The organism is Streptomyces sp. BK340 (assembly GCF_007827595.1).
Taxonomy (GTDB): domain Bacteria; phylum Actinomycetota; class Actinomycetes; order Streptomycetales; family Streptomycetaceae; genus Streptomyces.
Genome location: NZ_VISR01000012.1, coordinates 47,194 through 60,961, shown reverse-complemented (window position 1 = coordinate 60,961; position 13,768 = coordinate 47,194). Strand labels below are relative to the sequence as shown.

Below are 13,768 nucleotides of genomic sequence, written 5' to 3'. Positions count from 1 at the left end.
CCGCGGGCTCCTCCGACCTGCCGGTAGCGGCCCCTACCGGTACCCGAGTGGCCGTCAGGTCTCGGGCACGATGTCGGCCCACACCTGTTTGCCGCCGCTGACCGGCACCGTCCCCCAGGCCTCGGACACCGCCTCCACGAGCAGGATGCCGCGGCCGCCGGTGGCCTCCCAGCCGACGTTGGTGTTCTTGAGGGGGCTGCGTGGCGAGGCGTCGGCGACGGCCAGCCGCAGCCGGTGGTTGACCAGGCTGAGGTCGAGACGGACCTGGCCGTCGGTGTGCACCAGCGCGTTGGTGACCAGCTCGGAGACGACCAGGAGGGCCGTGTCCATGGTGTCGGCCGCGACCCCCCAGGTGCGCAGGGTGCGCCGGGTGAAGCGGCGGGCGTGCCGGACCGCTTCGGGGACCCGCCACACGGTCCAGGTCTCGCGCAGCGGACGTACGGCCATGCCGTCGTAGCGCATCAGCAGCAGGGCGACGTCGTCACCGCGGTGGGCGCCGGTGAGCAGGGCGTCGGCGACCAGTCCGAGGTGGCCGGGGTCGGCGGCGGCGAGTTCGCCCGTCAGCCGCTCCAGACCCACGTCCATGTCGGTCTCGGCGGACTCCACCAGGCCGTCGGTGGTGAGCGCGAGGACCGTGCCGGGCTGGAGGCGCAGCGGGGTGATCGGGAACTCGGCCTGGTTGAGCACACCGAGCGGCGGGCCGCCCTCGGCCTCGACGATCTCGGTGGAGCCGTCCGGGTGGCGCAGCACCGGCGGCAGATGACCGGCGCGCACGCACCAGGCGGTGCCCTGCTCCATGTCGACGTCCACGTAGCAGCAGGTGGCGAAGAGGTCGGTCTCCATGTCCAGCAGCAGCCGGTTGGCGTGCGAGACGACCACGTCCGGGGCGTGGCCCTCGGCGGCGTAGGCGCGCAGGGCGGTGCGCATCTGGCCCATCAGGGTGGCGGCGCCCGCGTTGTGGCCCTGGACGTCGCCGATGACGAAGGCCACGTGGTTGTCGGCGAGCGGGATCACGTCGTACCAGTCGCCGCCGACCTCGAGCCCCGCGGTGGTGGGCAGGTACCGGGCGACGGCGACCGCGCCGGGCAGCCGGGGCAGCCGGCGGGGCAGCAGGGTGCGCTGGAGCATGCCGACGAGTTCGTGTTCGGCGTCGAAGGCGTGGGCGCGCAGCAGGGCCTGCCCGGCGAGGCCGGCGGAGGCGGTGAGCAGGGCGCGCTCGTCGGGGGCGAACTCGTGCGGCTGGTCCCAGCCGACCAGGCAGGCGCCGGCCATGCGGCCGCCCGCGGGCAGCGGCAGCACCGCCAGGCCGCCGGGGCCGACGCCGGCGAGGGCGGGCTCCAACGGGGAGCCTGCGGGCCAGATCCGGACACGGCCCTCGCGCAGGGCGGCAGCGAGGGTGGGCATGGCGCGCACCGGCGCGTCGGGCCATTCGGTGCGCCACTCGGAGCGCCACAGCTCGGGCCAGGCCTCCGGTTCGGGCGGGTCGAGGACGGTGACGACGAGGCGCTCGTTCTCCAGCTCGGCGAGGGCGATGCGGTCGGCCTTGAGGGGTTTGCGCAGGGCGGCGACGACGGCCTTGCCGACGTCCTTGACGGTGCCGGCCATGGCGAGGGCGGCGGCCAGCCGCTGCACGCGGGCCACGTCGGTGACGCCGGAGCGCACGGTGGAGGCGTCCGCGACGGTGCCGACGAGCCGGGCCGGGCGCCCCTCGCCGCCGGGCAGCAGCCGGCCACTCAGCCGCAGCCACCTGGGCGGTCCGGAGGGCTGCAGGGCGCGGAACTCCAGCTCGCGGTCGCCGATCGACATGTGGTCGGCCTCGACCACCGACATCAGCGCGGGCAGGTCCTCGGGCACGGTGAGGGCGAGCAGTGTCTCCACCTTGCCGTCGAAGGTGTCCCGGCCGATCCCGAAGAGGCGCAGGATCTCGTCGCCGACCTCGACCCGGCCGGTGTCCATGGCCAGGTTGAACGCGTCGCCGGGCAGCTCGCCGCTGTCGGCGCCCGGGCCGGCCGGCCCGGGCACGGCGACCGCGCGGGCGATCAGCTCCAGGCAGGCGCGGTCGTCGCTGCCGAAGCCGCCGGGGTGCTCGCTGACGGCGAGCAGACAGCCGCTGCCGGCCGGACCGAGGGGCAGCACACCGACGGAGAACTCGGTCGACGGAGTGCGGCGTGCCTCGGCGCCGTCGGCCAGCTCGTCCGGGCCGAGCCATCGGGACCGCCCGGTGCGGTGGGCCTCGGCGACCGGTGAGCCGCCCGTGGCCGGATAGCCGTCGCGCAGGCCGTACAGCGTGTGGGGCAGCCCCGCCGACTCGGTCAGACACAGCAGGGAGGGATCGTCGCCGGGCGCGTAGACGCCCACGAACGTCGCCCCGGCGAACACGAGTGCCTGTTCGAGGACCCGGCGCAGCCGGTCGGGAGAGGCGGGCACGGCGATGAGTGTTTCAAGGGCGATTTCGGCACGCTCGGCTCTCGTTCTGCGCACCGCAGCACCCTCACTGGCCACTTGGCCATTACAGCGCGTATGAGCCGCCTGCGCAGCCCCTGTGAACGCTTCGCGTGCCGTCAGCGAAAGGCGCGGCTCGAAAGCCGCCGAACACATCTTTACCCGTGCGTTCCGCACGGTGATCTCGTGACAGTCGTGACTGTCCGCGACCATCCGCCTGCTGCGAGTGTCTACCGGGTCAGCCGGAAGAGGGAGCGGGAGACGCATGGACAAGCGGTACGAGGTGTACGCGCTGGCCGACGGGCACTTCTACGACACGCCCGACCGGCTCTCGGCGGCCGGGAGCGAGTCCGCGCCGCAGTTCCCGACGGCGCGTCGCGCGGTGCCCGACGGCTGGCACGCGGGGCGCACCGGCGACTGGCTGACGCTGACCCCGCTCGGCGGGGACGGCGAGCCGCTCCCGTCGCCGGCCCAGGGCTGGAAGATCCACTCCTCGGCGACGGCGGCCGACGCGGAGCGGATCGCCGGGATCGTGTGGGACTACTGCGTGCCGCGCCGCATCCCGTTCAAGTTCGTGCCGTCCCCGCATCTGCTGCACCTGCGCAACGCGAAGTACGCGGGCCGCGACACCAGCGGCAAGTTCGTCACGGTCTACCCCGCCGACGAGGAACGGCTGCACGAGGTGCTGCGCGAGCTGGGCGCGCTGCTGGAGGGCTGCGAGGGGCCGTACATCCTGACCGACCTGCGCTGGCACGACGGTCCGCTCTACGTCCGCTACGGCGCCTTCGCACGCCGGTTCGTCGTCGACGAACGCGGTTCGCTGGTCCTGGCCGTGACCGACGGCGAGGGCCGGCTGGTCCCGGACCGGCGGGCCCCGTCCTTCCAGGTGCCCGAGTGGGTGACGCTGCCGGAGTTCCTGCGCCCGCACCTGGAGGCCCGCAACACCACGACGGTGGGTGAGCTGCCGTACCGCATCGAGAAGGCGCTGCACTTCTCCAACGGCGGCGGTGTGTACGTCGGCACGGACACCCGGGACGGGCGCCGGGTGGTGCTGAAGGAGGGGCGTCCGCACGCGGGGCTCGCCGCCGACGGGGCGGACGCGGTGGAACGGCTGGCCCGGGAGAAGGCCGCGCTGGAGCGGGCGGCCGGGACGGGCGTGGTGCCGGAGGTACGGGACTGGTTCACGCTCGGCGACCACCGGTTCCTGGTGATGGACTTCCTCGAGGGCCGCCCCCTCAACTCGTTCTTCGCCGAACGGCATCCGCTGCTCACGTCCGACCCGGATCCGGCGAAGGTCGCCTCGTACACGGCGTGGGCGCTGCGCATCCACCGGGCGGTGGAGCGGGCCGTGGCGGCGGTGCACGCACGCGGGCTGGTCTTCCACGACCTGCACGTCTTCAACGTCATGGTCGCCCCGGACGAGGAGACGGTGCACCTCATCGACTTCGAGGCGGCCGCCCCGGCCGCGGAGAACGGCCGGCAGACGGTGGCCCACCCGGGCTTCTTCGCCCCGCCGGACCGCCGGGGCATCGACGTCGACCGGTACGCGCTGGCCTGTCTGCGCCTGGCCCTGTTCCTGCCGGTGACCACGCTGTTCGTGGTGGACCGCGGCAAGGCGGCCCACCTGGCGGACGTCATCGCGGAGCAGTTCCCGGACGTGCCGCGCGCCTTCCTGGACGAGGCGGTCGCCGAGATCACCCGGGACACCGCGGGCGGGCACGCCCGTCGCACGTCCGCTCCGCCGGTGGTGCCGGGCGACTGGCCCTACAGCCGGGACTCCATGGTCAAGGCGATCCTCGCCGCCGCCACCCCGGAGCGCGACGACCGGCTCTTCCCGGGCGACATCGCCCAGTTCTCCGACGGCGGCGGCCTCGGACTGGCGCACGGCGCGGCCGGGGTGCTGTACGCGCTGGAGGCGGCCGGTGCCGGCCGGTACGACGAGGGCGAGCGCTGGCTGCTGGACCACACCGCCCCGCCGCCGCCCGGCACCCCGCTCGGCCTGTACGACGGTCTCGCGGGCGTGGCCCTGGTCCTGGACCGGCTCGGCCACCGGGAGCGGGCGCTGGAGCTGATCGGCGGCGTGCTGCGGGAGAACTGGCGCAACCTCTCCTCCGACCTGCACGGCGGCCTCGCCGGACTCGGCCTGGTCCTCGGCCGGCTGGCCGCCGCGACCGGCGACCCGGCGCTGCGCGATCGTGCCGCCGAGGCCGCCGAGATCCTCGTGCGACGCCTCGCCGAACCGGTCCCGGACGCGCCCCGGCGGCGGGCCGGGCTGCTGCGGGGCGCGAGCGGGCCCGCACTGTTCCTGCTGCGGCGGTACGAGGAGACCGGTGAACCCCGGCTGCTGGCGGCTGCGGCCGAGGCGCTCCGGCGCGACCTGGCCTGCTGCGTCGTCCAGACGGCGAGCGGCGCCCTGGAGGTGGACGAGGGCTGGCGGACGCTGCCGTACCTCGGCGACGGGAGCGTGGGGATCGGGCTGGTCCTCGACGACTACCTGGCGCAGGCGGGCGGCGCACTCGCCGGATCAGCCGACACCACAAGGGAGTTCGAGCGGGCCAGGACAGGCATCCTGACCGCCGCCACCTCCCGCTTCTACGCACAGCCCGGCCTGTTCCAGGGCCGCGCCGGCATGGTGCTGCACCTCGCCCGGAGCACCGCGCCGGGCGCCGGCCCGGAGCGGCTCGCGCAGCAGATCGACGGGCTCGGCTGGCTGGCGATGGCCTATCAGGGCCAACTCGCCTTCCCCGGGCACCAGATGATGCGGCTCTCCATGGACCTCGCCACCGGAACGGCAGGCTGCCTGCTCGCGCTCGCGGCTGCCCACGACGCCGGGCGCACCGCGCACCTGCCGTTCCTTCCGCCGCCACCGGCGGCCCCCACCCGCGGCTCCGCGATCTGACGGAGTCGTGACACAACCCCGTCCCCAATGAAGGGAAAGGACACGATCATGGCACTTCTCGACCTGCAGACCCTGGAGTCCGACGAGCTGTCCCACACCGGCGCGAGCACGGTGAGCCTGCTCTCGTGCGTCTCGGCGGCGAGCATCCTGCTCTGTCTCTGACCGGACCGGTGAGTCCACGGCTCCGGGCAGCCCTCCTCCCCGTCCGGGAGGAGGCTGTCCGGAGCCTTCCCGTCCGCCCCGACACGAGGCCGCAGCCGATGACGCCCTCCCCCGAAGCTCCCGCTCGTCTGCCGCGTGCCGTGCTCCGGCACGCAGGCGCCCGCTGCGCGGCCCTGTGCGCCGTGAGCACGGCCGCCTCGGCCGCCGCACTGCTGCTGCCCGCCGCGCTCGGCCGGACCCTCGACCTGCTGCTCGCCCACGCTCCGGCTGCCCGCTGGGTGGCCTGCTGCGCCGGACTGGTGCTGCTGATCGCCGTGCTCGACGGATGCGCGGGCGTACTCACCGGCACGGTCGACGCCCGGTCCGCCTCGTGGCTGCGCCGCCGGGTCACCGGGCAGGTGCTGGCCCTGGGCCCGCGCGCGGGCGCCCGGTTCGGTGCCGGGGACCTGGTGGCGCGGCTGGTCGGCAACGCGGCGCAGGCGGGGACGGCGCCGGCCGCGGTGGCCGCGCTGGTCGCCGCGCTCGCCGGGCCGGTCGGGGGCGTGGTGGCGCTCGGCCTCATCGACCCGTGGCTGGCGGCCGTGCTCCTCGCCGGCGCACCGGTACTGGCGCTGCTGCTGCGGGCCTTCGCCCGGGACACCTCGGCCTGCGTGGCCGACTACCAGCGGGTGCAAGGGCGGATGGCGGCCGCCCTCACGGAGGCGGTCGGCGGCTTCCGCACCATCCGGGCCGCGGGCGCGGAGGACCGCGAGACGGCCCGGATCCTCGCACCGCTGCCCGAACTGTCCCGCGCCGGGCACCGCATGTGGCGGGTGCAGGGGCGGGCCGCCGCACAGGCGGTCACCGTGGCACCGCTGCTGAACCTGGGCGTGGTCGCGGTGGCCGGGCTGCTCCTCGCCCGCCATCGGGTGTCGGTGGGCGAGATGCTGGCCGCCTCGCGGTACGCCGTCCTCGCCACGGGAGTCGGCGTGCTGGTCGGACAACTGGCCGCGCTCTCCCGGGCCCGGGCGGCGACCGGACGGCTCGCCGAGGTGCTGGCCGAGCCGGCGCCCGGGCACGGCACGCGAGGACTGCCGGCCGGCTGCGGGCAGCTGGAGCTGCGCGGTGTGACGGCGGGCCGGGGCGACCGCACCGTCCTGGACGGCGTGGATCTGCTCGTCCCCGGCGGCACGACCCTCGCCGTGGTCGGCCGCTCCGGCGCGGGCAAGTCCCTGCTGGCCGAACTCGCCGGCCGGCTCGCCGACCCCGACGCGGGCGAGGTCCTGCTCGACGGGATGCCGCTGCGCGACCTCGGCCACGCCGACCTGCGCGCCGCGGTCTCCTACGCCTTCGAACGGCCCGCCCTGCTGGGCACGACCGTCGAGGACGCCATCGGGTTCGGGCTCACCACGCCCTCCCCCGACCGGATCCGGTCGGCCGCGCGCGCGGCCCACGCCGACGACTTCGTGCGCCGGCTGCCCCACGGCTACGCCACCCGCTGCGCCGACGCACCCCGCTCCGGCGGCGAGTCCCAGCGCCTGGGCCTCGCCCGCGCCTTCGCCCACGGTGGCCGCCTGCTGATCCTGGACGACGCACTCTCCAGCCTCGACACGGTCACCGAACACCGGATCGCCCAGTCCCTGCTGGCCCCGGGAGCGGGCCCGACCCGCCTGCTGATCGCCCACCGCACGGCCACGGCGGCCCGCGCCGACGCCGTCGCCTGGCTGGACGGGGGCCGGATACGAGCGGTGGGCCCGCATGCCGAGCTGTGGCGGGACGCCGAGTACCGGGCGGTGTTCGGGGCATGAAGGCGCGGGCACGGGCCCTGGAGGCGGTGCGGACGCACCGGCGGGTGCTGGTCCGGCTGGGTCTCTGGTCGGTCCTGGAGGCCGGGCAGACCTTCCTGGCCGGCTATGCGCTGGCCCGGGCCCTGGACGACGGGTTCCTCGCCGGGGACACCCGGGCCGGTCTGCTGTGGCTCGGCGCGGCCGGGCTCGCGGTGGCCGCCGGGGCGTACGGGACCGGGCGGGTGTACGGCGTGGTCGCCGCACTGGTCGAGCCGGTCCGGGACCGGCTGGTGGCGGGCGTGGTCGGGCGCGGGGTGCGGGAGGCGGACACCGGGGTACTGTCCGGACTCACCCAGCAGGTGGAGATCGCCCGGGACACACTGGCCGGACTCGTGCTGGTCTCCCGCTCCTTCCTGTTCACCGTCGCCGGCGCGCTGGTCGGCCTGTTCTCGCTGGCCCCGCTGCTCCTGACGGTCGTCGTGCCCCCGCTGCTGGCCGGGCTGTGCCTGTTCGCGGCGACGCTTCGGCCGCTGGCCCGGCGCCAGGAGGCCTTCCTGGCCGCCGACGAGGCGCTGGCCGAGGAGCTGGGCACGGTGTGCCAGGGGCTGCGGGACGTCACGGCCGCGGGTGCCGAGGCGCGGGTGGCGGCCACCGTCGCGGAGTCGGTCGACGCGGAACAGCGGGCCGCCCGCGCCCTGGCCCGCTGGAGCGTGGCCCGGGTGGCCGCGCTCGCGGTGGGCGGCGAGCTGCCGGTGGTCCTGCTGCTCGCCACCGCGCCCTGGCTGCTGCGCCACGGCGTGACGCCGGGTGCGCTGGTGGGTGCCCTCGCCTACGTCGCCCAGTCCCTGCTCCCCGCCCTCCAGAACCTCGTCCACGGCCTGGGCACCAGCGGGTCCCGGCTCACGGTCGTGCTGCGGCGTCTGGCGCCGCCGGCGGTCTTCGGGGAACGGCGGCCCGTGGTCCGTAGCGAGACCCCCCGGACCACGGGAACCCCGCCGCCCGCCGCCCCCGCCCTGGCCCTGACCTCCGTCACCTTCGCCTACGGCCCCGCGAGCGAGCCCGTACTCGACGGACTCGACCTCACGGTCCCGGCGGGGTCGCACCTCGCCGTCGTGGGGCCGAGCGGGGTCGGCAAGTCGACGCTCACGGGGCTCGTCGCCGGACTCCTGGAGGCGCGGGAGGGGGCGATCCGGGTGTACGGGCACGCCGTGCCGGGAGCGGAAGCGGCCGCCTCCCGCGTGCTGATCCCGCAGGAGGCGTACGTGCACGGCGGGACCCTCGCCGAGAACCTGGGACTGTTCCGCCGGGACCCGGTGCCCGAGGCGGAGCTGCTGGCCGCAGCCGAGGCGGTCGGGCTGACGCCGCTGCTGCGGGCGCTGGGCGGCCCCGGCGGCCGGGTCGATCCGGTCGCGCTGTCGGCGGGCGAGCGGCAGCTGATCGCGTTGACCCGGGCCTATCTGTCACCCGCGCCGCTCGCCCTGCTGGACGAGGCGACCTGTCATCTGGACCCGGCGGCGGAGGCGCAGGCCGAGCGGGCGTTCGGGGCGCGGCCGGGCGGCAGCCTGGTGGTCGTCGCCCACCGCATCAGCTCGGCCCGCCGCGCGGACCGCGTCCTGGTGCTGGACGGCTCGCTCACCGCCTGCGGCACCCATGACGAACTGCTGCGCACCTCGGCCCTGTACCGGGACCTGGTCGGCGGCTGGACGGCGCGGCCCACCGCACCCGTCCGGTGATCACACCCATCCCTCACCGCGGGATATCCGGATCGCGTCGATACGGTTGCGTGCCCCGGTCTTACGGGTGATCGCCGCCATGTAGTTGCGCACCGTGCCGTGGGACAGGTGCAGGCTGCCGGCGATCTCCGCGATGGACGCCCCGCCGGCCGCCAGGGACAGCACGCTCAGCTCGCGTCTGGTGAGCGGCATCTGCGCCGCCTTGAGGAAGCCGAAGCCCAGCGACGCATCGACGAAACGTTCCCTCTCCGCGACGCAGCGGATCGCGCGCACCAGCCGCTCCGGCGAGCCCGCCTTGTCGACGAAGCCGAGCGCACCCGCCTCGGCCGCCCGCTTCAGCAGCCCCGGGCGATTCGTACTCGCAAGCACCACCAGCGCCGGCGGCCGGCCGCCCGTGCCGGGCGGGCACAGATCGCCGAGCGGCGGCGCGCCATGGCCGTCGGCGCAGTCCAGGTCCGCCGCGCACACGTCCGGGCACCCGGACCGTACCCGCGCGGCCGCGCCACGCCAGGGTGTGTCCTCCACGTACAGGCCAGGCTCCTCCCGTAACCACTCGGCCAGGACCGATCGCACCAGACACGCGTCGTGCACCAGCAGTACCCGGATCAATGCCCGCCCCTCCAGTCGGCCGTACTTCGCCCCGTCTCGCCGGGATCGCATTTTCAGGTGTTCCGCGCGTGCCCCATTCTTGGGCGCGTTTCACCGTTCGCGGGCGCGGAGAATCGGCCATCAAGGTGCGCGGGGGCGCACACACGGCGCCCGTACGCTGCCGCGCGCATCGACAGCGGGGGCATGGTCCGGTCCCGACGGGGTACGCCCGGGCCCCCGGGGTACCGGGGCACCTGCGCAGGTCACAAACGCGGCCGACGGCGCGCGACGAGCGCTCGCCGTGCGCCGGACGCCCCCGAGAGGCAGCCTTGACCCCGAGGCGTGACGCGCGGCCCGGCGAGGAGGTGGTCGGCGTGTCCGACGGGGCAGGGCCGCCACGGCCACCGGCGGCCGACCGCACTCGGGGCGGCCGTCCGCTGCTGTCCATCGCGCTGGCCTCGATGATCGAGGACGTGCACGCGCACTCCGGCGCGGTGTACCTGCTCAGGCCCGACGAGCCGGTCCTCGAGATGGCGGTGATGGCGGGCATGCCCCGGGCGTTCGCGGCACCGTGGGAGCGGGTCGGGCTGAACGCGCCGATCCCGGTGGCGGACGCGGTGCGCGACCGGCGGCTGGTGTGGGTGGGCGGCGAGGAGCAGATGGCGCGCCGCTATCCGCGGATCTCGGTGGTGCTGCCGTACCCGTTCGCGCTGGCCGCGCTGCCGGTGGCGACGGCCGGGACCGTGTACGGCGCCGTGTTCGTGACCTGGCCCGGTGTGCATCCGCCGGAGCTGTCCGGCCGGGAGCGCGACATTCTGACGGCGGCCTGCGAGCGGCTGGCGCTGCGGCTGGAACGGGCCGCCGCGGAGAACCGGCGGATAGGCCCCGAGGTCGACCTGCTGGCCACGCCGCTGTCGGGCGTGTCGGACACGCTGGGCTCGCTGGAGGCGGCACGCATGGTGTCCCGGCTGCCGTACGGGCTGATGTCGCTGGACCTGCACGGCCGGATCGTCTTCGTCAACCCGGCCACCGCCGAACTGCTCGGACAACCGGCCGGGGAGCTGCTCGGCACCCTGCCGTGGGTGTCCGTGCCGTGGCTGAACGACCCGATGTACGAAGACCTGTACCGGGCCGCGCTGATCAGCCAGCAGGTGACGTCGTTCGTGGCGCTGCGCCCGCCGGGCGAGTGGCTGTCGTTCCGGATGTATCCGAGCACGACGGGGCTGAGCGTGCGGATCAGCCGGGCGCGGGCGGTGGCGGAGATGGCACGGGAGGCGCCGCGGACGGGGCCGGGGCCCTCGCGGCTGGTGACCATCACTCAGGTGCTGAGCCTGGCCGCGGCGCTGACCGAGGCGGTGGGAGTGCAGGACGTCGTGCAGTTGGTGTGGGACGAGGTCGCCCCGTCGGTCGGCTGCCAGGCACTGGTGATCCTCGCTTCGCAGGCGGGGCGGCTGCACGTGCTCGGGCACCGCGGGTACGCGGACCCGTACGTGGTGGAGCGCTTCGACGGGCTGCCGCTGAGCGAACGCACCCCGGGCACCCAGGCCCTGAACAGCGGGGTGCCGGCATTCTTCGACTCGTGGGAGCAGCTGGTGCGGCTGTACCCGAACCGACCCCCGGACGGGTTCGGGTCCTGGGCGTATCTGCCGCTGATCGCGTCCGGCCGGCCGGTGGGCACGTGTGTGCTGGCGTACACCGGCCCGCACGCCTTCCCCACCGACGAGCGGGCGGTCCTCACCAGCCTCGGCGGTCTGATCGCGCAGGCGCTGGAGCGCGCCCAGCTGTACGACGCGAAGCACCGGCTGGCGCAGGGGCTGCAGGAGTCGCTGCTGCCGCGCACGCTGGCGGCGCTGCCCGGAATCGAGGCGGCCGCCCGCTATCTGCCGGCCACTCAGGGCATGGAGATCGGCGGCGACTTCTACGACCTGGTGCCGACCCGGCCGCTGGCCGCGGCGGTGATCGGGGACGTCCAGGGGCACAACGTGACGGCGGCCGCGCTGATGGGACAGATCCGCACCGGGGTACGGGCGTACACCACGGTGGGCCAGGCGCCGCAGGACGTGATGAGCAGCACCAACCGGCTGCTCATCGACCTGGGCGCCGACCTGTTCGCCAGTTGCCTGTACCTGCGGCTGGACCCGGCACGGGGCCAGGCCGTGATGGCACGCGCAGGGCATCCGCCACCGCTGCTCCGGCGCCCGGACGGACAGGTGCGGGTGCTGGACCTCGCCGGCGGCCCGCTGCTCGGGATCGACGCGTCGGCCACGTACCCGACGACCGAGGTGGCCCTGGCCCCTGGCTCGGTCCTCGTCCTCTACACGGACGGTCTCGTGGAGTCTCCCGACGTGGACATCGAGGACTCCCTCGTCGACCTCGGCGCGCTGCTCGCCGAGGCGGGCGACCAGCCGCTGGAGAACCTGGCCGACGAACTCGTACGGCACAGCGCGGCGGCCCGGGAGCGGGTGGACGACGTGGCGGTCCTGCTGCTGCGGGCCCACGAGGACCACTGAGCCTCCGCCCCCGACACCCGTGGCCCGGCCCTCCCGCCGAAGGGCCGGACCACCGGAGTCGGTCAGCGACGGCTCGGCGGTCCGGCCGGAAGGCCGGACCGCCGGATCCCGCCGTGGGACGGCTCGGTGTCCCCGCTGGAGGAGGGTCAGTGGCTGTCGGTCTGGGACGAGGAGCCGTCGCCCGTACCGGCGCCGGACTGGTCGCCCGTACCGGCGCCGGACTGGTCGCCCGTACCCGCGCCGGACTGGTCGCCCGTGCCTGCGCCGGACTGGTCGCCCGCGCCCTCGCCGGTGCCGCTCTGGTCGCCGGCCGAGGCGGACGGGTCGGCGGAGCCGCCGACCTGGTCGCCGCCCGCCTGGTCACCGGCTCCCGCCTGGTCACCGGCTCCTGCCTGGTCACCGGCCGAGGCCGAGGGGTCTGCGGTGCCCGCCTGGTCGCCCGCACCCGCCTGGTCGCCCGCGCCGTTGCCGCCGTCGCCGAGGGTGGCGCCGGTGGCCTGCAGGGCGGCAGTGACCGGCTGGAAGAAGGTCTCACCGCCGCTGGTGCAGTCGCCGCTGCCGCCGGAGGTGAGGCCGACCGCACCGCCGTCCTGGGTGAACAGGGAGCCGCCGCTGTCGCCGGGCTCGGCGCAGACGTTGGTCTGGATGAGGCCGTTGACGGTGTCGACGCCGTTGGGGTCGGTCTCGCTCTGGAAGTTGACGGTGGCGTCGAGGCCGGTCACCTGGCCGTTGTGCAGACCGGTGGTGGAACCCATCCGGAACACGGTCTCGCCGACGGTGGCGTCCTGGGCCTGGGTGATCTGGACGGTCTGTCCGTTGCCGGTGTTGACCTCGCTGGGCGCCTGGGTGGTGGCGTCGTTGTACTTCACGAGGGAGAAGTCGTTGCCCGGGAACTTGGCCTGGTCCACGGTGGCGATGGGCTGGCCGTTCTGGGAGTCGGACCAGTCCTTGGCGGCGACCCCGCAGTGACCGGCCGTCAGGAAGGCGGGGCTGCCGTCCGAGGCCTTGACGTTGAAGCCCAGGGAGCAGCGCACGTTGCCGCCCTGCACCTGGGAGAAGATGGCGTCGCCGCCGGAGACGAAGGTCTTGAAGGTGCCGGCGGACTTCTTGAGGGTCGCCATGCCGGAGCCGAGGCTCTGCACGGTCGACTGGAGCCGGTTCCACTTGGCGCCGGTGACGCTGGAGTCGGCGGTGACCACGACCTTGTCGGTGCGCGGGTCCACGGCCCAGGCGGTGCCCGGGATGGTCGCCTTGGTCTTCAGCGTCCCTGCGGCGGCCTTGAGTTCGGAGGCGCTGTTCTCGACCTGGCGGACGACCGCACCGGCCTTCTCCGCCTGCTGGACGATGTTGTTGTCGCCGTTGACCACGTTGACGACCAGCTGCTTCTTGCCGCTGTCGTAGTAGGACCCGGCGAGGGCGTCACCGAGCAGCTTCTGCAACCGTGCGGAGAGGTCCGAGGCGTCCGAGGCCTTCAGGGTCTTCGCGGTGCCGGCGGCGCCCGCCGTGTTGTTCTGGTCCTGCGACGCGTTGGCGTTGGGCAGCAGGAGGGCCGCCGCTCCGAGCGCCGCGACACCGCCCACCGCTATCGCGGCCTTGCGCTTGGGCATTCGCTTGTGACTCAAAATTCTCGACCTCCTGGGGACGGGGGTCTGCCGCTGTAGGGCAGTT

8 protein-coding genes are annotated in these 13,768 nt (G+C 74.8%); 5 read left to right on the top strand and 3 right to left on the bottom strand.

Annotated elements, in window-relative coordinates; all coding sequences use genetic code 11:
- Positions 1 to 54: 54 nt before the first annotated feature.
- Positions 55 to 2,502 carry a SpoIIE family protein phosphatase gene (locus FB157_RS21710; protein ID WP_261386424.1) on the bottom strand — a complete coding sequence of 816 codons (2,448 nt, stop codon included), beginning with the start codon at positions 2,500 to 2,502 and terminating at the stop codon, positions 55 to 57.
- Between the two features lie 205 nt (positions 2,503 to 2,707).
- On the opposite strand from FB157_RS21710, the gene lanKC reads away from it, so the two are divergent.
- From lanKC to FB157_RS21690, 4 genes are all read left to right on the top strand, one after another.
- Entirely contained in the window at positions 2,708 to 5,341 is a 2,634-nt protein-coding gene (gene lanKC / locus FB157_RS21705) for a class III lanthionine synthetase LanKC (protein WP_145882170.1), read from the top strand.
- Positions 5,342 to 5,389: 48 nt separating this feature from the next.
- The gene (locus FB157_RS21700; RefSeq protein ID WP_094222020.1) at positions 5,390 to 5,503 is read left to right on the top strand and encodes a SapB/AmfS family lanthipeptide; all 114 of its coding nucleotides are present in this window, start codon (positions 5,390 to 5,392) and stop codon (positions 5,501 to 5,503) included.
- A 98-nt stretch (positions 5,504 to 5,601) separates the two neighbouring features.
- On the top strand, positions 5,602 to 7,290 hold the full coding sequence (locus FB157_RS21695) for an ABC transporter ATP-binding protein (protein WP_145882169.1): 1,689 nt from the start codon (positions 5,602 to 5,604) through the stop codon (positions 7,288 to 7,290).
- Complete coding sequence (locus tag FB157_RS21690) at positions 7,287 to 9,002, top strand: ABC transporter ATP-binding protein (protein WP_186581627.1); 1,716 nt, start codon at positions 7,287 to 7,289, stop codon at positions 9,000 to 9,002. Before FB157_RS21695 ends, FB157_RS21690 begins: the two co-directional genes overlap by 4 nt.
- On the opposite strand, the gene FB157_RS47415 is transcribed toward FB157_RS21690, so the two are convergent.
- Entirely contained in the window at positions 9,003 to 9,662 is a 660-nt protein-coding gene (locus FB157_RS47415) for a response regulator transcription factor (RefSeq protein WP_186581626.1), read from the bottom strand.
- Positions 9,663 to 9,955: 293 nt separating this feature from the next.
- Here FB157_RS47415 and FB157_RS21685 point away from each other — a divergent pair, with 293 nt between their 5' ends.
- Positions 9,956 to 12,100, top strand: coding sequence for a SpoIIE family protein phosphatase (locus FB157_RS21685; protein ID WP_398947088.1), 2,145 nt, complete (start codon positions 9,956 to 9,958; stop codon positions 12,098 to 12,100).
- A gap of 146 nt (positions 12,101 to 12,246) precedes the next feature.
- On the opposite strand, the gene FB157_RS21680 is transcribed toward FB157_RS21685, so the two are convergent.
- Complete coding sequence (locus FB157_RS21680; protein WP_145882417.1) at positions 12,247 to 13,707, bottom strand: S1 family peptidase; 1,461 nt, start codon at positions 13,705 to 13,707, stop codon at positions 12,247 to 12,249.
- Positions 13,708 to 13,768 lie beyond the last annotated feature (61 nt).

Bases quoted from the DNA above. Each gene is read 5' to 3' on its own strand.
- FB157_RS21700 (WP_094222020.1), top strand. From the start codon at position 5,390: ATGGCACTTCTCGACCTGCAGACCCTGGAGTCCGACGAGCTGTCCCAC.
- lanKC (WP_145882170.1), top strand. From the start codon at position 2,708: ATGGACAAGCGGTACGAGGTGTACGCGCTGGCCGACGGGCACTTCTAC.
- FB157_RS21680 (WP_145882417.1), bottom strand. From the start codon at position 13,707: ATGCCCAAGCGCAAGGCCGCGATAGCGGTGGGCGGTGTCGCGGCGCTC.
- FB157_RS47415 (WP_186581626.1), bottom strand. From the start codon at position 9,662: ATGCGATCCCGGCGAGACGGGGCGAAGTACGGCCGACTGGAGGGGCGG.
- FB157_RS21690 (WP_186581627.1), top strand. From the start codon at position 7,287: ATGAAGGCGCGGGCACGGGCCCTGGAGGCGGTGCGGACGCACCGGCGG.
- FB157_RS21695 (WP_145882169.1), top strand. From the start codon at position 5,602: ATGACGCCCTCCCCCGAAGCTCCCGCTCGTCTGCCGCGTGCCGTGCTC.